The organism is Pseudogemmobacter hezensis (assembly GCF_013155295.1).
Classification (GTDB): Bacteria; Pseudomonadota; Alphaproteobacteria; order Rhodobacterales; family Rhodobacteraceae; genus Pseudogemmobacter; species Pseudogemmobacter hezensis.
The window spans coordinates 105,281-127,447 of record NZ_JABJXT010000012.1; the positions used below are offsets into that span (position 1 = coordinate 105,281).

Annotated in this window: 18 protein-coding genes; 15 read left to right on the forward strand and 3 right to left on the reverse strand. The window is 64.1% G+C overall.

The genetic code is table 11. The features are described from left to right. Positions 1-87 precede the first annotated feature (87 nt). The 4 genes from HOY34_RS14280 to HOY34_RS14295 are packed head-to-tail and all read left to right on the forward strand — an operon-like array spanning position 88 to position 4,806. Entirely contained in the window at positions 88-1,131 is a 1,044-nt protein-coding gene (locus tag HOY34_RS14280; RefSeq protein ID WP_172363990.1) for a putative B6 ABC transporter substrate-binding protein, read from the forward strand. A gap of 53 nt (positions 1,132-1,184) precedes the next feature. Further along, positions 1,185-2,816, forward strand: a complete 1,632-nt coding sequence (locus HOY34_RS14285) for a putative B6 ABC transporter ATP-binding protein (RefSeq protein ID WP_172363992.1) — start codon at positions 1,185-1,187, stop codon at positions 2,814-2,816. Further along, positions 2,809-3,870: a putative B6 ABC transporter permease subunit 2 gene (locus HOY34_RS14290; protein ID WP_172363994.1), complete on the forward strand. Its 1,062-nt coding sequence runs from the start codon at positions 2,809-2,811 to the stop codon at positions 3,868-3,870. Before HOY34_RS14285 ends, HOY34_RS14290 begins: the two co-directional genes overlap by 8 nt. 9 nt (positions 3,871-3,879) lie before the next feature. Next, positions 3,880-4,806, forward strand: a complete 927-nt coding sequence (locus HOY34_RS14295) for an ABC transporter permease (RefSeq protein WP_172363996.1) — start codon at positions 3,880-3,882, stop codon at positions 4,804-4,806. Positions 4,807-4,816: 10 nt separating this feature from the next. On the opposite strand, the gene HOY34_RS14300 is transcribed toward HOY34_RS14295, so the two are convergent. Then, entirely contained in the window at positions 4,817-5,701 is an 885-nt protein-coding gene (locus HOY34_RS14300) for an aldose epimerase family protein (protein ID WP_172363998.1), read from the reverse strand. A 93-nt stretch (positions 5,702-5,794) separates the two neighbouring features. Then, a complete protein-coding gene (locus HOY34_RS14305; protein WP_172364000.1) occupies positions 5,795-6,754 on the reverse strand; it encodes an MYG1 family protein in 960 nt (319 codons plus the stop codon). A gap of 336 nt (positions 6,755-7,090) precedes the next feature. On the opposite strand from HOY34_RS14305, the gene HOY34_RS14310 reads away from it, so the two are divergent. The 6 genes from HOY34_RS14310 to HOY34_RS14335 are packed head-to-tail and all read left to right on the forward strand — an operon-like array spanning position 7,091 to position 14,302. Further along, complete coding sequence (locus tag HOY34_RS14310) at positions 7,091-8,083, forward strand: BMP family protein (protein ID WP_172364002.1); 993 nt, start codon at positions 7,091-7,093, stop codon at positions 8,081-8,083. A 16-nt stretch (positions 8,084-8,099) separates the two neighbouring features. Next, complete coding sequence (locus tag HOY34_RS14315) at positions 8,100-9,500, forward strand: amidase (RefSeq protein WP_172364004.1); 1,401 nt, start codon at positions 8,100-8,102, stop codon at positions 9,498-9,500. After that, positions 9,497-11,026 (forward strand): ABC transporter ATP-binding protein, encoded by a 1,530-nt coding sequence (locus HOY34_RS14320; RefSeq protein ID WP_172364006.1) that lies wholly within the window; start codon positions 9,497-9,499, stop codon positions 11,024-11,026. Before HOY34_RS14315 ends, HOY34_RS14320 begins: the two co-directional genes overlap by 4 nt. Beyond that, positions 11,016-12,065: an ABC transporter permease gene (locus HOY34_RS14325; protein WP_172364008.1), complete on the forward strand. Its 1,050-nt coding sequence runs from the start codon at positions 11,016-11,018 to the stop codon at positions 12,063-12,065. Before HOY34_RS14320 ends, HOY34_RS14325 begins: the two co-directional genes overlap by 11 nt. Then, positions 12,062-13,003 (forward strand): ABC transporter permease, encoded by a 942-nt coding sequence (locus HOY34_RS14330; RefSeq protein WP_172364010.1) that lies wholly within the window; start codon positions 12,062-12,064, stop codon positions 13,001-13,003. The genes HOY34_RS14325 and HOY34_RS14330 overlap by 4 nt, the downstream gene beginning before the upstream one ends. A 12-nt stretch (positions 13,004-13,015) precedes the next feature. After that, on the forward strand, positions 13,016-14,302 hold the full coding sequence (locus HOY34_RS14335; protein WP_172364012.1) for an amidohydrolase family protein: 1,287 nt from the start codon (positions 13,016-13,018) through the stop codon (positions 14,300-14,302). A gap of 32 nt (positions 14,303-14,334) precedes the next feature. Here HOY34_RS14335 and HOY34_RS14340 read toward each other — a convergent pair whose 3' ends face one another. After that, complete coding sequence (locus tag HOY34_RS14340; protein WP_172364014.1) at positions 14,335-15,309, reverse strand: LysR family transcriptional regulator; 975 nt, start codon at positions 15,307-15,309, stop codon at positions 14,335-14,337. Between the two features lie 166 nt (positions 15,310-15,475). On the opposite strand from HOY34_RS14340, the gene chvE reads away from it, so the two are divergent. The 5 genes from chvE (at position 15,476) to araD (ending at position 22,138) form a co-directional block, all read left to right on the forward strand. Continuing rightward, on the forward strand, positions 15,476-16,531 hold the full coding sequence (gene chvE / locus HOY34_RS14345) for a multiple monosaccharide ABC transporter substrate-binding protein (protein WP_172364016.1): 1,056 nt from the start codon (positions 15,476-15,478) through the stop codon (positions 16,529-16,531). Between the two features lie 92 nt (positions 16,532-16,623). Beyond that, entirely contained in the window at positions 16,624-18,186 is a 1,563-nt protein-coding gene (mmsA, locus tag HOY34_RS14350; RefSeq protein WP_172364018.1) for a multiple monosaccharide ABC transporter ATP-binding protein, read from the forward strand. A 17-nt stretch (positions 18,187-18,203) separates the two neighbouring features. After that, the gene (mmsB, locus tag HOY34_RS14355) at positions 18,204-19,373 is read left to right on the forward strand and encodes a multiple monosaccharide ABC transporter permease (protein WP_253944472.1); all 1,170 of its coding nucleotides are present in this window, start codon (positions 18,204-18,206) and stop codon (positions 19,371-19,373) included. Positions 19,374-19,378: 5 nt separating this feature from the next. After that, on the forward strand, positions 19,379-20,368 hold the full coding sequence (gene araD1, locus HOY34_RS14360) for an AraD1 family protein (protein WP_172364022.1): 990 nt from the start codon (positions 19,379-19,381) through the stop codon (positions 20,366-20,368). Between the two features lie 12 nt (positions 20,369-20,380). Further along, positions 20,381-22,138 carry an L-arabinonate dehydratase gene (gene araD, locus HOY34_RS14365; RefSeq protein WP_172364024.1) on the forward strand — a complete coding sequence of 586 codons (1,758 nt, stop codon included), beginning with the start codon at positions 20,381-20,383 and terminating at the stop codon, positions 22,136-22,138. Positions 22,139-22,167 lie beyond the last annotated feature (29 nt).

Consider the following 22,167-nt stretch of genomic DNA (forward strand, 5'->3'; position numbering starts at 1 on the left):
GTCGGGCTATTGGCTTTTCATACTGTGCGGATCGCATCCGGCCCAGGGGTAAGTGTCAACTGATAAACGACGACAGGGAATTATGTGATGAAAAAGATGGTGACCGGCTCTGTCAGCCGTATGGTGATGGCCCTGGCTCTGGTTCTGGGGGGGGGATGGGCCAGCGCGGCCTCGGCGGAAGAGATCGATACGATTGCCATTATGGCACCCGAGATGGGCACCGATATGGGCTGGAACCAGCAAGGCGTTGATGCGGCCCGCGCGGCAGCAGCGGCAGCCGGGCTTGAGGTGATCGTGGCTGAAAACCTTGGCTATGGTGACGTGCGCCCGGTCCTGCGTGAGCTTATCGAGGATGGCGCAGATCTCGTGATCGGCCATGCGGCGGGCTTCAACACCGCCGCACTGGAGATCGGCGAGGAAATGGGCGTGCCGATTGCGATCGCCGATATGCCCGAAAAACTGTCGAAGGGCAAAGTGGCCGATTACACGGGAACCGGGTCAGACGGGGCCTGGCTTGCCGGGCGGCTGGCGGCCAAGATGACCCGCACCGGGATTGTCGGGATCGTGGTCTCGGGCGAGCCGCCGTCCTGGAACAATATGTCGGTGGCCTTTGCCGAGGGGGTGCGGGCCGAAAACCCCGCCATTGAGGTGCGCTATGCGGTGATCGGGCCTGCGGCCTATTCCGATGCGGCGGGCGGCAAACGGGTGGCAGAGACGGTGATCGCCTCTGGCGCGGATATCATCTTCGGCCAGGGCAATGGCAGCTCATTCGGGATGTTGCAGGCGGTAGAGACAACGCCCGCAACCGATGGCGGCAAGGCCTGGTTCATCGATGTGATCGGCGACAAAAGCAGCATCGACAAGGGGCATCTGCTCTCGTCTGTGGTCTGGGATCTGACGCCGATCTATTCTGCGATGATCGCCGATCTGCAGGCGGGCAACTATGGCACCCGCAATTACGATATCAGCCTTGCCGATGACAGCCTGCGCCTGCTGAAAACCGATCATATCCCGGCTGATGTCTGGGCAGAGCTTGAGGCGCTGAAGGCCGATATCGTCGCCGGAAAGATCACCATCGCGCCGAAATATGACGCCGCCAGCGTGCATGCGCTGGTGCGCGCCGTCGAGTAAGGGGCGGCTCTGGCGGGGGGCTTTCCCCCGCCGCATTGCCAAAGGAGCAGCCGATGCAGACCCCCCCCGGGGCGGCTTTGCCGCCAGCAGATGACCGCGCGGGATATGGCCGCGCGGGCTCAGGCGTTACTGGTGCAGGCATCCGGCCCGTTGTCGCCTTGCAGAATGTGACGCGCCGCTTTCCTGGCGTGCTGGCCAGCGATGCGGTCAGCCTGGGCTTTCTGCCAGGTGAGGTGCATGTGCTGCTGGGCGAAAACGGCGCGGGAAAATCCACGCTGGTTGCCATGCTGTCTGGTCTGCAGCAGCCCGATGCGGGGCAGATCCTGATCGATGGGGCGGCGGTCTCCCTGGCCGCGCCGCGTGACGCGCTGCGCCTTGGCATCGGCACGGTGTTTCAGCATTCGATGCTGGTGCCCTCGCTGAGCGTGGTCGACAACTTCACCCTGGGCGGGCCCTGGTGGCAGCGCCCTGACCGCAAGGCCCTTGCTGCGCGTATTCAGGCCGCCGCTGCCGGGCCGGGGCTGCGGGTGGATCCCTTCGCCAGCGTTGCCTCGCTTTCGCTGGGCGAGCGTCAGCAGGCCGAGATTCTGCGGGCGCTGATGCGCGGCTCGCGCTGTCTGATCCTTGATGAGGCGACGGCGATGCTGACCCCGCAAGAGGCGGGCGCGCTTGGGGCGCTGATGCGCAGGCTGGCGGCGACCGGGCTGGCGGTGGTGTTCATCACCCATAAACTGCAAGAGGCGCTGGCCTTTGGCGACCGTATCACCGTGCTGCGCGGCGGGCGCAATGTGGGGATGATCGCGCCGGATGTGCTGCAGGCCAGAAGTGGGGCAGAAAATACCGCCCATATCGTCAGCCTGATGTTTGGCGAGGACAGCCGCCGCCCCGATCCTCTCTCTCACGATCTGCCCCGGCCCGCGCCCCCCCAAAAAGGGCCGGCGCTGCTAAAGGTGGCGGGCCTTTCGACAGCCGGGGGGCCGCAGCCGCTGCGCGATATCAGCTTCACCCTGCATGCGGGCGAGATCTTCGGCATCGCCGGGATTGACGGCAATGGTCAGAAAGCGCTGGCCGAGGCGCTGGCGGGGCAGATCCCCTCAACCGGAACCCTGCACCTGGGCGGGGCTGAGATAAATGGCGGCGTCGCGGCAAGGCGGCGGGCCGGGCTGAGCTATGTCACCGATGACCGCCTTGGCGAGGGGATCGTCGCGGGCTTTCCGGTGGCGACCAATCTTGTCCTCAAGGAAATCGGCCAGCCCCCGTTCTGGCGGCGCGGGCTTGTGCAAAGCGCAACCATCGCGGCGGCGGCGCGGGCCCTGGTGCAGGCCTTTGACATCCGCACCCCCGATGTCACGACGCCCGCAGGCAGGCTGTCGGGGGGCAATATCCAGAAGGTGCTGCTGGCGCGCGAGCTGACTGGCCAGGCGCAGGTGGTGATCTTCGCAAAGCCCACCTATGGGCTGGATCTGCAAAACATCACCGCCATTCGCGCCCGCATCCGCGAGGCCGCGGGTCACGGCAAGGCGGTGCTGCTGATCTCGACCGATCTTGATGAGCTGCTTGAACTGTCAGACCGGATCGCGGTGATCGAGCGCGGGCGGCTGAGCCCGCCGTATCCGAATGACGATACCGCCCGCGCGGCGATCACCCGCCTGATCAGCGGCGCGACCGGGGGTGCCGATGTCTGAGCGATTTCGAACTGGAGCAGGGCGCGAGCTGGCCATACAGGCGCTTTTCCTGATCGGGCCATTGCTGGCGGTGCTGATCCTCGGCGGGCTGATCCTGCTGGCGCTTGGCGCGAACCCCTTCAGCTATTACGCCTTTGTCGTTGAGCGCGGCATGCTGCGCCCCTCGGGGCTGGAGGCGACGCTGACCCGGATGGGCCCATTGCTGCTGATCGCATCCGGGCTGATCATCGCCTTTCGCGCCGGGGTCTGGAATCTGGGCGGCGATGGGCAATTCCTGCTGGCGGCGGTGATGGCGGCGGCCCTTGCACCGCTTTTGCATCAGGCGGGCTGGCCGGTCTGGCTTTTGCTGATGGCGGGGCTTTTGACGGGCGCGATCACGGGTGCGGCCTGGGCCGTGCTGCCAGCATTGCTGCGCGCCCGCCAGGGGCTGAACGAAATCATCACCACCCTGATGATGAGCTTTCTTGGCGTTTCACTGGCGAACCTTCTGGTAAAGCTGGCTTTTCTTGATCCCACCACCACCACACCCCAGACCCGGACGCTGCCGGTCGAGGCAAGGCTGCCACGCCTTTTTGACACGACCATATCTTCTGGGCTGCTGATCGGGCTGGTCGTGGTGATCCTGGTGCATCTGATGATGACGCGCACCGCCTTTGGCCTCAGGCTGCGGGTGGTGGGCGCGAACCCCCGCGCCGCGCTGCATGCCGGGCTGGCGGTGCCTGCGCTGACGATTGCGGTATTTGCGCTGTCAGCCGGGCTGGTGGGGCTGGCGGGGGCGGTGGATGTGCTGGGGATCCAGGGCAATATCCGCGCCGACTGGAACCCCGCCTATAGCCTGAGCGTGGTGCCACTGGTCTTTCTGGCGCGGCTGAATGGCTATGGCACCATTGTTTACGTGTTCCTTTTCTCGGCGCTCAGCATCGGGGCGGAAAGTGCCGCCCGCCGTCTGGGCGTGCCGGGCTATTTCTCGTTGGTTATCGTGGCGCTGATGCTGATCACCTTCGCCCTGTCTGACCACTTCCAAAAGCGCCGCCAGCGGCTTTCGCAAATCTGAGGCTCGCCCATGCTGAGTGAAACTTTCCTCATCACCCTTTTCCTGGGCGCGGTCATGGCGGGGATGCCGCTTTTGCTGGCGGGCCTGGGCGAGCAACTGTCCGAGCGGGCGGGCGTGCTGAACATCGGGCTTGAGGGGATGATGCTGGCGGGAGCCTGGGCGGGCTTTGTCGCGGCCTGGGCCAGCGGCTCTGCGGGGCTCGGCTTTTTGGCCGGGGCAGGGGCGGGGCTGGTGGTCGCGGCTTTCATGGCGCTTTTTTGCGTGATCATGGCGCTGAACCAGATCGTCGTGGGGATTGCGCTGGTGCTGGCGGTGCAGGGGCTGACCGCGCTTTTGCATTTCGTGCAATTCTCGCAATCCTATCCGCGCCTTGATGGGATGCAGGCCTGGGCCGTGCCTGGGCTTTCGCAGATCCCGCTGCTGGGGCCGATGCTGTTCAGCCATAATCCGGTGGTCTGGCTGGGGCTGGCGCTGACCGCTGCCATGGCCTTTCTCTACCGCCAGACCAACCTGGGAATTGCGCTGCAGGCGGCGGGCGACAGGCCTGCGGCGCTGGATGCGCTTGGCGGCAATGTCACGCGGCTGCGGGTGCTGACGGTGCTGACCACCGGGGCGCTGGCGGGCCTGGGCGGCGCGTTCATGTCGGTCGCCGTGGCAGGCGTATTCGTGCCGTTCATGAGCCATGGCAACGGCTTTATCGCCATCGTCCTGGCCATGCTGGCGCGGGGCCGCCCGCTTTGGGTGCTGGGCGGCGCGTTCCTGTTCGGGGCCAGCCTTTCGATGACCACCGCGCTGCAGGTGGTGGGGGTGAATGTGCCGGTCGATGTGATCCAGATGCTGCCATTTGCCATGGTCATGCTGGTGCTGGTGCTGGCCGGACGCAAAGCGAACCTGCCCGCAGCCCTTGGCGAAAGTTTCGAGCGCGGGGCCAGGTAGGCCGCGCCCTTTACAGCCGCTCTGCCGAAACCGTCAGCGCAAAGGCCCTGGTTTCACCCGGCGCAAGGCTGGTGCTATAGGGCCTGGCCGCAATCTCTGGCCCGGCCCCGATCTGCGAGGGCAGGCCCTGCCATGGCTCGATACAGAGGAACCCGGCCCCCTGCGGCCGCCAGAGCACCAGGTTTTCGGTCGTCGGAAAGCTGATCTCCAGCCCGCGCCCGCTGGCCGGGCCGTAATAAAGGCGCTGGCCCGCCCCTTCCGTGATGATGATTGAGGAAGAGGGGCGGAAGGTTTCATCGGCAATCGCCAGCCGCCCGTCCTGGAACACCGTGGGCAGGGTTTTCCCGGTCAGGAAGTTGTCGCGCTGCTCAGCGATCATGGGGTCGGGGCCTTCTGACAGGCGTCTGACCTCATGCGGCTGGCCGTCAGCGCCTGGCAGAGGCAGGGCGAAGCCGGGGTGAAAGCCAAAGCTGAAGGGCATCGGCTGCGCGCCGGTATTGCTGATTTCCGCCGTGCAATGCAGCGCTTTGTCCTGCAGCCGGTATTCCAGGACAAGTTGGAAATCAAAGGGATAGATGGTGCGGGTCTGCGGGTTCGATGAAAGCGCCAGCCTGACCAGGGCGGGCTGATGTGCCACTACCGTGAAAAGGCTTTCCATCGCAAAGCCGTGGATGGTCATCGGATAGTCGCGCCCGTCAATGCGGACCTGGTTGTCAATCGCCCGCCCGCAAATGGGGAAGAGGATCGGGGCGGTCTGATCCCAAAAGGCGGCATCGGCCTGCCAGAGCAGCTCATCCTGGGCAGGCCCATATTTCAGCGAGCGCAGCTCGGCCCCCATGGGCGAGACCAGGGCACTCAGGTGACCATCGGTAAGGCGGATTTCTTCAGCCGACATCGCAACCCCTTAAATGGGCCTGCGAAAGCGGCCCGGTATCACCCGCTGAGACTGGGGCAGATCAGCCCGCCGCGCAAGCCTTGCCGTCTGGCCTCAGGCGGATGCCGCCTCGGCCTCGGCCTCGGCCTCGGCCACCGCGATCCGGGCCATGGCAAGGATCGCCTCACGCGTTTCGGCCACGGCGATAAAGCGCCCGTTGTGGCAAAAACGCGCGCCTTTAACGCCGCTTGCGGCCTCAAGTGCGGCATCGGTCAGCCCCGCCCAGGCCAGCGGCAGATCGGCGCGTTGCTCGAAGCCGCTGTCGGCTTTGCGGATGCCGGTGATCATCCAGTCAGCCTCGCGCGGATGCACCACGAAAAGCAGGTGATCCGCCCCGGCCTTTTCAACAGCGGCGCGAAACGGCATGCCCTGCGGCAGTTCCAGCACCCGCGAGGCACCCGCCTGTGCGATTGCCGCCATCACCATCGCCTCGGCCCGGGCCCTGGCGGCGCGGTTGCGGATCGCGGCCTCGACAAAGGCGCGGGCGATCTGCAGCGCCGCCATGAAGGCGCGATCATCCGCGCCCTCGCCCCGGTCATCAAAGACGGGTTTCAGCGATTCCATCAGCTCTGGCAGCGTCAGCCCCGCCAGCTGTGCGCCCGCAGCGGCGGGGCTGAGCGCCCCATTGTCCGTCAGGTCAATCGGCAGCACGAAGCCCATGTCAAAGCTGGTATGAATGCGATCCAGATCCGCTTCGGGCACAGCCATGGCCCGCAGATAGTCGCGGCCATAATGATGCCAGATCAGCCCGAATGAACTGTAGGGCTGCCCGTCAGGGCGCAAAGGGGCCTCACGCTGGTGGTGATCAAAGATCCGTTTTGCAGGGTCATAATCGCGGCCCACGTCATAGATGATGCGGTTCTCTGCCGGGGTGATCCAGGCCTCATCGCGGCTGCGGATGATCTGCGCCTGCGGGAACAGCCGGGTCAGGATGACCGAGGACATCAGCTCATCGGCATGAAAGCCGCCCGAATGGGTGACAAGATGGGTGACGGGGGTCAGATGCGGTTCCATGGCGGGCAGGTCCTGGTCTTTGGCGGGCTTTGATCGGACTTTGATCGGGCCGGTTTCAGCCCAGGCGGCTAGCGCAAAAAAGCAGCCTTGTCGCCTGCGAAATCGCATTTCGCGCCGGGTTCACCGGGGGCAGGGCGCCAAAATGGCGCTTGCCGCCTGTCACGGTCCAGTATCCGCTCGCACAATCCAGCAAAAAACTGACCAATGGGTCAAAATTTATGCACTTCCATGGCTGGCCTGCAACCCAAAGCGGTGGCAAGAGACGAAGGCGTTGACTCGCCCGATCGTCGCTTCCACGACTGGTCAGAGCAACACGACCAGCCACAGGGGGTTTCCATGACCACAGATTTCCGTCCGTCCCGCCGATTTTTGCTGCAATCGGGTCTGATCCTTGGCGCATCGGCGCTGCCTTTCGCGCGTGGGGCAAAGGCCTCGACGCCGCTGAAAGTGGCGGGGGTGCATGGGTCCCCGGTTGAAAACGCCTGGAACTCGGTCCTGCACCGGGCGCTTTTGGATGCAGCGGCAGAGGGCAAGATCGAATACACCTTCTCTGAGGGGATCTCGGCCACCGATTACCCGCGTGCGATGCGCGAATATGCCGAGGCCGGCAATAAGCTGATCATCGGCGAGACCTTCCCCATCGAGCGTCAGGGCCGTGAGGTTGCCGCCGATTACCCCGAGACCGCCTTCGTCATGGGTTCTTCCGCCGGGCCAGAGGGCGACAATTTCGGCGTCTTTGGCACCTGGAATTATGACGGCGCCTATCTGGCGGGCATGCTGGCGGGCAAGATGACCAAAACCGGGGTTGTCGGCTCTGTCGGCGCGATCCCGATCCCGGAAATCAACCTGCTGATCAATGCCTTCGCCGAGGGTGTCAAGGCGACGAACCCCGAAGCAATGCATCTGGTGGCCTGGGTCGGCACCTTCTTTGATCCGCCCAAAGCCCGCGAGCTGGGCCTGGCCCATATCGAGGCCGGCGCGGATATCCTGTTCGGCGAACGGATCGGCACCGCCGATGCCGCCAAAGAGCGCGGCGTGAAGGCAATCGGCTCGCTGATCGATTACACCCCTGCCTATCCGGATACGGTTTTCGCCAATGCGCTGTGGGGCTATCGCCCGATCCTTGACGCGATCATCGCCGATGTCGAGGCGGGCAATCCGACCGGCAAAGACTATACGGCGTTTGGCCTGATGAAAGAGGGCGGCAGCGATATCGCCTATGTGAAGGGCGCAGCCCCCGCAGAGGCCGAAGAGGCGATGGAGAAGATCCGCGCCGAGATCAAAGCGGGCACCTTCACCGTGCCGCAGAATTTCGACGAGCCGAAGTAACAAGTAAGAAGACACAGTGGCAAATGATGCGACAGCCCTGGCCTCGGCGATCCGCCGGGGCCATTTGACGGCGGCGGATGCAATGGCGGCATCGCTGGCGCAGGCCGTGGATTGGGCGGATCTGGGCGCGGTTGCCTGGATGAACCCGGCCCGCGGTCGCGCCTTCGCGGCCGAGTTTGACGTGCTGCCCGGCAATGCCCCGCAGCGCTATGCGGCCTTTGGCGGCGTGCCCTTGCTGGTCAAAGACCTTGGTGCACCCTTCCTTGGCTTTCCGGTCAGCGCCGGATCTGCCCTTTTCCCACGCGAAGGGATGGGCGATCACAGCCAGCTTGCGGCGCGGTTCCGGGCAGCGGGTCTTTGCCCCTTTGGCCTGACCACCAGCCCCGAGTTCGGCCTTTCGCTGGCGTCAGAACCTGCCATCGGCCCGATTGCCCGCAACCCGCTGGATCTGCGCCTGTCGCCTGGCGGGTCCTCGGGCGGGGCGGCGGCGGCGGTGGCGGCGGGTATCACCGCGATTGCCCATGCGACGGATGCGGGTGGCTCGATCCGGGTGCCTGCGGCGGCCTGCGGGCTTGTCGGGCTGAAGCCCGGTCGCGGCTCGGTGCCGGGTGGGCCGGGGTTTGGCAATCATCTGGCGGGCATCGCCAGCGAATTGGCGGTCTGCCGATCCGTGCGCGATGCCGAGGCGATCTTTGCCGCCTGCACCATCGGCGGCGTGCAGGGGCCCTTTGCCAGCCCGAGCCTCGAAGAGGCGCGGCCCGGCCCGCTTAGGATCGGTCTGGTAACTGACACCGGCCCCGACTGGCCCACTGATGAGACGCGCACAGAGGCGGTTGAGGCAGCGGCCCGGGTGCTGGCGCGAAACGGTCACCGCATCCATCCGCTGGAAAGCGCGGCGGTCACGGGGCTCGCCCGGCGCTCTGCCCGGATCTTTGCCGATATCGTCGCGGTCAACCTGGCGGGGCTATGCACCCACCCTGGCTTTGACCAGGTCGAGCCGATGACCCGCGCCTTTGCCACCCGTGGCCAGGCGATGTCGGGTCAGGACCTCTGGGCCAGCCTGCATGAGATGGTGCTGGTCAGCCGCGATCTGTGGCGGCTTTTCGATCAGGTCGATCTGTTGCTGACGCCGATGCTGGCCACCGCGCCACTGCCCATCGGCTCTTTCCCGACCGATCATCAGGATGTGGATCTGCATCTGCACCGCATGTCGGCTTTTGCGCCGCTGGCAGGCCTTGCCAATATCGCGGGCGCCCCGGCGATTACCCTTCCTTTTGGCGCAGATGCCCAGGGCCTGCCGCTGCCCGTGCAGATGATCGCGCCAATGGGACAGGAAAAGCTCTTGCTTTCAGTCGCCGCCCGGCTTGAGGTGGAAGAGCGCTGGACCCATCCCTTTGCTGTTGCAGGCCTGACATGAGCGAAACCGTCCTCGACATCTCGGCCGTCAGCAAGCGCTTTGGCCCGGTGATCGCCAATGAAAATGTCTCGCTTTCGCTGCAGCGCGGCGAGGTGATCGCGCTTTTGGGCGAGAATGGCGCGGGCAAGACCACGCTGATGTCGATCCTGTTTGGCCATTACACCGCCGACAGCGGCCATGTGACGGTGATGGGCCGCCTGCTGCCGCCTGGTCGCCCTCGGGCGGCGATCCGGGCCGGGATCGGCATGGTGCATCAGCATTTCTCGCTGGCCCCCAATCTTAGCGTGCTGGAAAACGTGATGACCGGCACCGAAAGCCTCTGGCGGCCCTGGTCTGACAAGGCGCGGGGGCGGGCAAAGCTGCTGGCGCTGTCAGTGAAATTCGGGCTGAAGGTCGATCCCGACGCGCGACTGGGCGATCTGTCGGTCGGCGAGCGGCAGCGGGTTGAGATCCTCAAGGCGCTTTACAATGACGCGAAGATCCTGGTGCTGGATGAGCCGACGGCGGTTCTGACCAATATCGAAGCCGAACAGATGTTCGCCACGCTGAAAGACATGGCGCGGCAGGGCCTGTCGATCATCTTCATCTCGCATAAGCTGGATGAGGTGATCTCGACCGCAGACCGGGTGATCGTGTTGCGCGGCGGGCGTGTGGTGGCAGAGCGGCGGGCGATGGAAACGACCAAGGCAGAGCTTGCAGGCCTGATGGTCGGCCGCGAGGTGACCCGCCCGCAGCGTGAGGCTGCAACGCCTGGCGCGGTGGTGCTGCAGGCGCGATCCGTCACCCTGCGCGAAGGCGGGGTCGAGCGGCTGAAGGCGGTCGATTTTCACCTGCGCGCGGGCGAGGTGCTGGGGATCATCGGCGTCTCTGGCAATGGTCAGGCGGCACTGGCGCGGGTTTTGGGCGGGCAGGCCGAGCCATCGGATGGGCAGATTACCCTCTTTGGCCAGGACTTTACCGGAAAAGACGTGCGCGGGGTGGTGGCGGCAGGCATCGGCCGCATCCCCGAGGATCGCAATCATGACGGCGTCATCAGCGAGATGACAATCTGGGAAAACGCGATCCTGGAACGTCTGCCTGATTACACCAGGCGCGGCCTTGTCGACCGCAAGGCGGGGATGGATTTCGCCGCCCGCATCATCGAAAAATTTGACGTGCGCGGTGGCACCCCCAGCAGCCGCATTGGCCGCCTCTCGGGCGGCAATGTGCAAAAGCTGATCCTTGGCCGCAACCTGATCGCGCATCCGAAAATCCTGATCGCCGCCCAGCCCGCCCGGGGCCTTGATGAGGGCGCGGTCGCAGCGGTGCATGAACGTATTCTTGAGGCAAGGCGGGCGGGAACGGCGGTGCTGCTGATCTCGGAAGACCTTGATGAGGTCATGGCGCTGGCCGACCGGATCCAGGCGATTGTCGGCGGGCGGCTTTCGCCCCCGGTGCGCCCGGAGGCGGCAGATGCGCGACAGTTGGGGCTGATGATGGCCGGGGAATGGGCGATGGAGTCACAAGAGGCAGATCATGCGGTTTGAACGGCGCGAGCAGGTCTCGCCGATCCTGGCACTGGTCACGCCGCTGATTGCTGTGGCGGTGGCGCTTTTGCTGGCGGGGGTGCTGATTGCCCTGGCCGGTGCGCCGGTGTTTGAGGCCTATGGCAGGATCCTGACCGGGGCGTTTGGCTCCAGGCTGGCCGCGACCGAAACCCTGGCCCGCGCTGCGCCTTTGATCCTGACCGGGCTGGCGGCGGCGGTCGCCTTTCGGGCGCGGCTGTGGAATATCGGGGCCGAGGGGCAGCTTTACCTCGGCGCGATTGCGGCGGCGGCGGCCAGTGCGCTGCTGTTTGGCAATCTGCCGGGGCTGATCCAGATCCCGCTTTTGTTCGTGATCGGCGCGGTGGCGGGCATGATCCTGTTGTTGATCCCGCTTTGGCTGCGGCTGAAATTTCAGGTCGATGAGGTGGTGACGACGCTGCTGCTGAACTTTGTCGCGCTGCTGTTTGTCTCAATGCTGATCGACACGGTGCTGAAGGATCCGATGGCCTTTGGCTGGCCGCAATCGCTGCCCGTCTCGCCCGAGGCAGAGTTGCCGAAGATCATCCCGCGTTCGCGGCTGCATATCGGCCTGGGCGTCGCGGTGGTGCTGGCCTTCGTGGTCTATTTCATCCAGACCCGCACGGCCTTTGGCCTGCAATCCAGGGCTGCCGGCCTGAACCCCTCTGGCGCGGCATTTGCCGGCGTGCCTTTGGGGCGCACGCTGGTGCTGGTGGCGATGATGTCAGGCGGCCTTGCCGGGCTTGCGGGCGCGGTTGAGGTGATGGGCGTCACCTCTTACGTCACCACCGAACTTTCGCCCGGTTATGGCTATTCGGGCATCGTGGTTGCGATGCTGGCAGGCCTCAGCCCGCTGGGCGTGGTGCTGGCCGCCTTGTTCACCGCCACCATGTTCGTCGGCGCCGACGCCATGAGCCGCAGCATGGGCGTGCCCTCTTACATCGCCGATGTCACGGTGGCGCTGTCGCTGCTGTCGATGCTGGTGGCGATCTTCTTCACCCAATACAGGATCCGCAAATGAGCGATATCATTGATATTCTCACCTCGGCGGGGCTTTGGGCGGCGGTCTTGCGGATCGCCACGCCGCTGATCCTGGGCACGCTGGGCGCGCTTTTGTGCGAAAGGGCGGGGGTGCTGAACCTCGGGATCGAGGGGGTCATGACTTTCGGCGCGATGATCGGCTGGTTTGCGGTCTGGAATGGCGCGGATCTTTGGACGGGGCTGCTGATCGCGGCGCTTTCCGGCATGCTATTCGGCCTGTTGCATTCCGGTCTAACAGTCACGCTGGGGCTGTCGCAGCATGTCTCGGGGCTGGGGGTGACACTTTTTGCATCCTCGTTCAGCTATTACCTCTTCCGCCTGCTGGTCCCGGTTGAGGGCACGCCGCCCAAGATCATCCCCTTCCAGCCGATCCGTATCCCGGGCCTTGCCGATCTGCCGTTCCTTGGCGAGGTTTTCACCCAGACCGCGCCGACCTGGGTGGCGATTGGCCTTGCGCTGCTGCTGGCCTTCGTGCTGTTTCGCACCCCTTTGGGCCTTGCGATCCGCATGACGGGCGAGAACCCCCATGCCGCCGAGGCCCAGGGCATCAACCCGATGCTGGTGCGCTATGGCGCGGTGATCTTCGGCTCGGCGCTGATGGCGATGGGAGGGGCCTTCCTGACGCTTTCCGCCTTTGACAGCTTTATCCCGACCATGGTGCAGGGGCGCGGCTGGATCTGTATCGCGCTGGTGGTATTTGCGTCCTGGCGGCCCGGGCGGGCGCTGGCGGGGGCGCTTTTGTTCGCCTTTTTCGACGCCTTCCAGCTGCGGCTGCAAAATGTGATCGGCGGGGTGGTGCCCTATCAGATTTTCCTGATGGCCCCCTTCCTTTTGTCCATCCTGGCGCTGGTGGTGATGGCGCGGCGCACCCGCGTGCCCCAGGCATTGATGCAACCCTATCGGCGCGGCGAGCGCTGAGGAGAGAGAGATATGTTCGACACCATCATTCGCGGCGTGAACCTGCCTGATGGCCGCCAGGGCTTTGACATCGGCATCCGCGCCGGGAAAATCGCCGCGATTGAAAAGCGGCTGACGGCTGAGGCCGGTCAGGTGATCGAGGCCGCAGGCCGCCTGCTGTCCCCCGCCTTTTGCGACCCGCATTTCCATATGGATGCGACGCTTTCGCTGGGGCTGCCGCGCATGAATGCCTCTGGCACGCTTCTGGAAGGGATCGCCCTTTGGGGCGAGCTGCGCCCGACGCTGACGCGTGAGGCGCTGGTCGAACGCGCGTTGCGCTATTGCGATCTGGCGGTTTCCCAGGGGCTTTTGCACATCCGCACCCATGTCGATACCTCAGACCCGAGGCTGGTGACCGCCCAGGCCATGCTTGAGGTGCAGGAGCTGGTGAAGGATTACATCGACCTGCAGCTGGTCGCCTTCCCGCAGGATGGTTATTACCGGGCGCCAGAGGGCGCGAAATCGCTGGAGCGGGCGCTGGATATGGGCGTCGGCATCGTTGGCGGCATCCCGCATTTTGAACGCACGATGGAAGAGGGGCGGCTCTCACTGGAAGCGCTGTTCCGCATCGCCGCCGAGCGCGGGTTGCCGGTTGACGTGCATTGCGATGAGACCGATGACCCGCTCTCGCGTCATGTCGAGACCATGGCGGCCGAGACCATCCGCTTTGGTCTGCAGGGCCGGGTAAATGGCTCGCATCTGACCTCGATGCATTCGATGGACAATTACTATGTCTCGAAACTGATCCCGCTGATTGCCGAGGCGGGGATGAACGCGACGCCCAATCCGCTGATCAATATCATGCTGCAGGGCCGTCATGACAGCTATCCGAAACGGCGCGGCATGACGCGGGTGCGCGAGCTGATGGCGGCAGGCGTCAATGTCTCGCTGGGCCAGGATTGCTGCATGGACCCCTGGTATTCGATGGGCTCGGGCGACATGCTTGAGGTCGCGCATATGGCGGTCCATGTCGGGCAGATGGGTGGCATTGCCGAAAAACATCAGCTGTTTGAGGCGGTTACCGTCAATTCGGCAAAGACCATGGGGCTTGAGGGCTATGGGCTGGACATCGGCTGCAAGGCGAACCTTGTCATCTTGCAGGCCGCCGATGTGACCGAGGCGATCCGGCTGAAGCCGACCCGGCTTTACGTCCTGCGCCAGGGCCGCGTGGTCAGCCAGACCGCGCCGCGGCTGCCGCAGCTGTCGCTTGCAGGGCGGCCCGGCCAGATCGACCCCGGCCTTGATTACCTGCCCGCTTGATTACCTGCCCGCTTGATTACCTGCCCACTTGATTACCTGCCCGCCAGCAAGGCCTGAACATCAGCCGGGGCATCGCCCGCAACCCCGCCCGCCAGAAGCCTTTCGCGCAATTGCTGCGCCAGAGGCGACAGCGGGCGGCGTTTGAGATCCAGCAGGTAATAGCGCGACACCCGGATGTCATGCGCGGTCGGCAGGGTGACAAACCCCGCGCTCAGCGGCTTGCGGATCAGAAGCTTTGCCACCTCATCCGACAGGGGCGCAATCGCGTCGGACTGGGCCAGATAGGCCAGCGTCAACAGCGTCGAGGGGCTGTTCACGACGTTTCCCGGCTCTGACAGGCCAAGGGCGGCAAAGGCGGCCATGGTCGCCTCGCGGATCGGGGCGCCGCGCTGCTGCATGATCCATTCATGGCTTTGCAGCTCGGCCAGGGTGACGACGGGGGCACGCGCCAGCGGATGCTTTTCACGCACCATCAGCGCCACTTTCTCATCCTGCAGCGGCAGGATGTTGAAATCGGTGCTGTCAAATTCCGGCAGAATCCGCGCCAGCACGAAATCCATCTCGCCCGCCAGCAGATGATGCAACAGATCGCGTGAGGGCAGCACATCGACGGTGATCTCGGCCCTGGGGGCCTCTTCCTTGACCTGGCGCACGGCGGTGACCAGATAGCGCACCGCAGGCCCGGTCACAGCGCCGATCCGCACCGTGCCGCCATGCCCGTCCTGCATCTCGCGCAGCTCTGCCGCCATTGACCCCATCTCGCGCAGGATCACCCGCGCCCGGCGCAAAATGGCGGTGCCGATCTCGGTCGGCTCCATCCCTTTGGGCTGGCGAAAAAACAGCGGGCTGCCGATCTGGCGCTCGGTCTCGGCCAGCATGCGCGAGGCGGCGGGCTGCGTCATTCCCGCCGCCTCGGCTGCCAGCTGCAACTGGCCGCTTTCGGCAATCTCATGGATCAGCCGCAGCTGACCGGGTTTCAGCATCAGGCGGGCAGGGGGCTTTGACATATCAAAACTGCTATGTTGAATGCGGCAGATGTAATTTTACCGATATGCAGATGAAAAGCTAGACTAAACCCCGAGCCGTGGAGGACGGCGAAACAGGGAATCGACCCCGGCCAGTTTGCGATTGGCAAACAGCAGGTGGCGCGGTGACCCAAAGGGGAGAGAGACCATGAAATTCAAGGCCGCAACGGTCGCGCTGGCGATCAGTGCTTCTTTTCTTGCGTTTGGCGCCATGGCAGAGACCATCGGCATCGCCATGCCCACCAAATCGTCCGCCCGCTGGATCGGCGACGGCAATTCGATGGTCGAGCAGTTCAAAGCCGCAGGCTATGACACCGATCTGCAATATGCCGAGGATGATATCCCGAACCAGCTGGCCCAGATCGAGAATATGGTCGCCAAGGGCGTCGATGTTCTGGTGATCGCCTCGATTGACGGCACCACGCTGTCGAATGTGCTGGAAAACGCCAATGCCGCCGGGATCAAGGTCATCGCCTATGACCGCCTGATCCGCGACACCGATGCGGTCAGCTATTACGCGACCTTTGACAATTTCAAGGTCGGCGTGCAGCAGGCAACCAGCCTGGTGAAAGGCCTGGAAGAGCGTTTCCCCGATCAGAAGCCCTGGAATGTAGAGCTGTTTGGTGGCTCGCCCGACGACAATAACGCTTTCTTCTTCTATGATGGCGCGATGTCGGTGCTGCAGCCGCTGATCGACGATGGTTCCATCGTGATCGGCTCGGGTCAGACCGGGATGGACAAGGTCGGCACCCTGCGTTGGGATGGTGCGGTTGCCCAGGCGCGGATGGATAACATCCTCTCGGCCAATTACAACGACAGGCATGTGAATGGCGTGCTGTCGCCCTATGACGGGCTGTCGATCGGGATCCTGTCGTCGCTGAAAGGCGTGGGTTACGGCTCGGGCGATCTGAAGATGCCGATCGTCTCTGGCCAGGATGCAGAGCTGCCCTCGGTCAAGTCGATCCTTGCAGGCGAGCAATATTCGACCGTCTTCAAAGACACCCGCGAGCTGGCCCGTGTGACTGTGGGCATGGTGGACGCGCTGCTGAAAGGCGGCGAGCCGGAAATCAACGACACCACCACCTATAACAACGGTGTGAAAGTGGTGCCGTCCTACCTGCTGGAACCCGTCGCGGTTGATGCCTCGAACTGGGAAGAGGTGCTGGTGGGTTCGGGTTACTACAAGAAAGAAGACGTTCAGTAACCCCTGAAGCCGCAGCCAGTGACCGCGCCGCCACCGCGCTCCCCGGTGGGGGCAGGCGCGGTCACGCCCCGACCCTTCGGAGATCATCAGCCATGACCTCATCTTCCAGCCTTTTGGAAATGCGCAATATCGGCAAGAGCTTTCCTGGTGTCAGGGCTCTGGATCAGGTCAATCTGAGCGTCGCCCCCGGCGAGATCCATGCGATCTGCGGTGAAAACGGCGCCGGAAAATCGACCCTGATGAAGGTGCTTTCGGGCGTCTATCCGGCGGGCAGCTATGATGGTGAGATCCATTATGACGGCGCGACCGCCAGCTTTCGCTCGATCCGTGACAGCGAGGCGAAGGGCATCATCATCATCCACCAGGAGCTGGCGCTGGTGCCGCTGCTGTCGATTGCCGAGAATATGTTTCTGGGCAATGAGGTCGCAAATCGCGGCGTGATCAGCTGGCCAGAGGCCTGGGCGAAAACCGCCGCTTTGCTGCAGAAGGTTGGCCTGCGTGAAAGCCCGCAGACCCCGGTGGAAAAGCTGGGCGTCGGCAAGCAGCAGCTGATCGAGATCGCCAAGGCGCTGGCGAAAGATGTGCGCCTGCTGATCCTGGACGAGCCGACCGCGGCTTTGCAGGAAAATGACAGCGCGAAGCTGCTGGATCTGATGCTGGAGCTGAAGGCCCAGGGCGTCACCCAGATCATCATCAGCCATAAGCTCAATGAAATCAGACGTGTGGCAGACCGTGTCACCGTGATCCGCGACGGCTCGACCGTCTCGACCATGACCAGGGATGAAATCACCGAGGACCGTATCATCCGCGATATGGTCGGGCGCGATATGGCAAACCGCTATCCCCACCGCGAGCCGCAGATCGGCGAGGTGCTGATGGAGGTGCGCGACTGGAACGTCACCCATCCTGAACAGCCCCGCCAGGTGATCCGCGATGCAGGTTTCACGGTGCGCCGGGGCGAGATCGTCGGCATTGCCGGGCTGATGGGCTCTGGCCGGACCGAACTGGCCATGAGCCTGTTCGGCCGCAGCTATGGCCGCGAGATCCGGGGCGCGGTGACGATCAAAGGCGAGAGGGCCGATCTTTCAACGGTTCCGGCGGCGATTGCGGCGGGGCTGGCCTATGTGACCGAGGATCGCAAACATCTGGGCCTGATCCTGGATGAGCCGATTGCGAAGAATGTCTCGCTGGCCAATCTGCGCGGCATTGCCGAACGCGGCGTGCTGTCGCGCGGGCGCGAGGCCCAGGTGGCGGAAGGCTACCGCCAGGCGATGCGCATCCGCACGCCGACGGTGTTCCAGCAGGTCGGAAACCTTTCAGGCGGCAATCAGCAAAAGGTGGTGCTGTCGAAATGGCTCTTTACCGAGCCCGACGTGCTGATCCTGGACGAGCCGACCCGCGGCATCGACGTGGGCGCGAAATACGAGATCTACAACATCATGAACGAACTGGCCGCCCAGGGGCGCGGCGTCGTGATGATCAGCTCTGAAATGCCAGAGCTGCTGGGCATGTGCGACCGGATCTGCGTGATGAATGAGGGCCGGATCATCGGCGAACTGCCAAAGGCCGAGGCCAGCCAGGAGGCGATCATGGCGATGATCCTGCGCGATGGCACCTCAGAAGAGGATGTGACGAATGGGGAGAGGGTTGCCTGATGTCGGATGAGAATGGAATGCGCACGCATCTGGGCGGGCATCTGCGGGAAAATGGCATGCTGCTGGCGCTGCTGGCGATTGTGGCCTTCTTCGCCGTCCTTCTGCAGATGCAGGACCGCCCCGTCAACTTTCTGCAGCCGCTGAACATCGCCAATCTGTTCTTGCAAAACGGCCATGTGATCATCCTGGCGCTTGGCATGCTGCTGGTGATCGTGGCGGGGCATATCGATCTTTCCGTCGGCTCTGTTGCGGCTTTCACGGGCGCGGTCTCGGCCTGGCTGATTGTCACGCTTGGCTGGCCGGTCTGGGCGGCGGTGCCTGCAACGCTGCTGGTCGGCGCGGCGATTGGCGCGGCCCAGGGCTATTGGGTGGCCTGGTGGCGTATTCCGTCGTTCATCGTGACGCTGGCGGGGATGATGGTGTTTCGCGGTGCCACGATGTGGATGCTGGGCGGCCAGAACATCGGGCCTTTCCCGCGCGAATTCCAGTTCATGGCCAATGGCTACCTGCCCGACCTGACCGGGATCGGCAAGCCGCATGGGCTGACACTGATCCTGGCATCGGCGGCGATCATCCTGCTGGTTTCTTTGGGGCTGAAGGCGCGGGTGCGGGATGCGAAATTCGGCATCACCCCGGAACCGATGGGCTTTTTCGTCTTCCGCATGGTGGTGATCACTGCTGCGATCGGCTTTGTCGGCTGGCAGCTGGCCAGCTTCCGCGGCTTCCCCATCGTGATGCTGATCCTTGTGGTGCTGACGGTGATCTATGCCTTCTTCACCGAAAACACCGTCGCAGGCCGCCGCATCTATGCGCTTGGCGGCAATGAAAAGGCCACCAAGCTTTCGGGCATCCGCACCGAGCGCATGGTCTTCCTGTGCTTTGTCAATATGGGCGTGCTGGCGGCGCTGGCTGGGATGCTGGTCACCGCAAGGCTGAACTCGGCCACGCCCAAGGCGGGCACCGGGTTCGAGCTGGACGCGATTGCCTCGGTCTTTATCGGCGGCGCGGCAATGGCCGGGGGCTCGGGCAAGATCGTCGGCGTGGTGATCGGGGCGCTGATCATGGGCGTGATGAATATGGGCATGTCGATGATGAGCCTGGGCATTGATTACCAGCAGATGATCAAAGGCGCGGTGCTGCTCGCGGCGGTCTGGTTCGACATTTACAACAAACAAAAACGGGGCTGATCCTGATGTTTCTCTCTCAAATCCGCCTTGAAAACGGCGCACGTGCCCTGGTCGCCCGCGAAGGTGAGGCCGCCTGGATCGTGCCCGGCGTCACCACGACCACCGAGGCGGCGAATGCCGCAATCGCTGCCCGCCGCAGCCTGAAAGAAGAGGTGATGTCGCGCGGCAAGGGCGAGGCGGTCGATCTGGCGGCCACGCTTGCCGCAGGCCGGGTGCTTTTGCCCGTAGATCATGCCGACCCTGCGCATCTGCATCTGACGGGCACCGGGCTGACCCATCTGGGCTCGGCTGCGACCCGCAACTCGATGCATGCAAAGACCGATCCCGACACGCTGACCGACAGCATGAAGATGTTTCGCATGGGCGTTGAGGGCGGCAAGCCCGATGCGGGCCGGATCGGCGTGCAGCCCGAATGGTTTTACAAAGGCAATGGCTATAATGCGGTCGCGCCCGGCGCGGCCCTGGTCTCGCCCGGCTGCGCGCTGGACGCGGGCGAGGAACCCGAGGTCGCAGGCCTTTACCTGATCGGCGCCGATGGCACGCCCTTCCGCCTGGGCTGGGCGCTGGCCAATGAGTTTTCCGACCATGTGACCGAGCGCGGCAATTACCTCTGGCTGGCGCATTCCAAACTGCGCCCGGCCAGCTATGGCCCCGAGATGCTGCTGGGCGATCTGCCCGCTGACATCCAGGGCAGCAGCCGCATCCTGCGCGACGGCAAGGTGATCTGGGAGAAGCCCTTCCTTTCGGGCGAGGCGAATATGTCCCATTCCATCGCCAATCTCGAACATCACCACTTCAAATATGACATCTTCCGCCAGCCCGGTGACGTGCATGTGCATTTCTTCGGCACCGCCACGCTGAGTTTCGCCGATGGCATCAGCGCCACCCAGGGCGATGTCTGGCAGATCTCTGCGCCCGGCTTTGGCCTTGCGCTGGAAAACCCGCTTGATCAGCAACCGGCCGAGACCGGCCCCTTCGCTGTCACCTCTCTGTGAAAGTTCCGACAGATGTCCGAGAAGCCCGCACCCTTTAAGCCAGCGCCCTGGCCACGCAAGCTGCGCTCGACCCATTGGTACACCGGCACCTCGCGCGATACGATCTATCACCGGGGCTGGATGAAGAACCAGGGCCACCCGCATGATCTGTTCGATGGCCGCCCGGTCATCGGCATCATGAACACCTGGTCCGAGCTGACACCCTGCAACGGCCATCTGCGCGAGCTGGCCGAAAAGGTGAAGGCCGGCGTCTGGGAGGCTGGCGGCTTCCCGGTCGAGGTGCCGGTATTCTCGGCCAGCGAGAACACCTTCCGCCCCACCGCGATGATGTATCGCAATATCGCCGCCATGGCGGTGGAAGAGCAGATGCGCGGCCAGCCGATTGACGGCGCGGTCTTGCTGGTGGGCTGCGACAAGACCACGCCCAGCCTGATGATGGGCGCGGCCTCGACCGATATCCCCTCGATCGTGGTGACGGGCGGGCCGATGCTGAATGGCTGGTTCCGGGGCGAGCGGGTCGGATCGGGCACTGCGCTGTGGAAATTCTCAGAAGCCGTGAAGGCAGGCGAGATGAGCCAGGAGGATTTCCTGGAGGCAGAGGCCTCGATGTCGCGCTCATCGGGCACCTGCAACACGATGGGCACGGCGTCTACCATGGCCTCGATGGCCGAGGCGCTTGGCATGGCGCTTTCGGGCAATGCCGCGATCCCGGCGGTGGATTCGCGCCGCCGGATGATGGCGCAGCTTTCGGGTCGGCGCATCGTGCAGATGGTCAAGGATGATCTGAAGCCCTCAGATATCATGACGAAACAGGCGTTCGAGAATGCGATCCGCACCAATGGCGCGATTGGCGGCTCGACCAATGCGGTGATCCATCTGCTGGCGATTGCGGGCCGGGTCGGCGTTGATCTGACGCTGGACGACTGGGATCGCTGCGGCCGTGATGTGGCGACGATTGTGAACCTGATGCCCTCGGGCAAATATCTGATGGAAGAGTTCTTCTATGCGGGTGGCCTGCCTGTTGTATTGAAACGTCTGGGCGAGGCCGGAAAGCTGCACAAAGATGCGCTGACCGTCTCTGGCGAGACGATCTGGGATGAGGTCAAAGACGTTCGCAACTGGAATGAGGATGTGATCCGCCCCGCCGACAAACCCCTGACCGAACAGGGCGGCATGGCGATCCTGAAGGGCAATCTCGCGCCCAAAGGCGCGGTGCTGAAACCCTCGGCGGCCAGCCCGCATCTTCTGACCCATCGTGGCCGGGCGGTCGTTTTCGAGGACATCGACGACTATAAGGCGAAGATCAACGATGAGGATCTCGACATCGACGAGACCTGCATCATGGTGCTGAAATATTGCGGGCCAAAGGGCTATCCGGGCATGGCCGAGGTTGGCAATATGGGGCTGCCGCCGAAAATCCTGCGCAAGGGGATCACCGATATGGTGCGGATCTCGGATGCGCGGATGTCGGGCACCGCCTATGGCACGGTGATCCTGCATACCTCGCCCGAGGCGGCGGCGGGCGGGCCGCTGGCGGTGGTCAGAAATGGCGATATGATCAGCGTCGATGTCCCAAAGCGCAGCCTGGTGCTTGAGATCTCCGACGAAGAGCTTGCGGCGCGGCTGGCAGAGTGGCACCCCCCACAGGAGCAGCCGGGCTCGGGCTATGCCTGGTTGCATCACAACCACGTTGGTGGCGCGGATACCGGGGCGGATCTCGACTTCCTGAAAGGATGCCGGGGCCGTGACGTTGGCAAGGACAGCCACTGAGACAGGGGGCATGGCCTGGTGATTTCGCC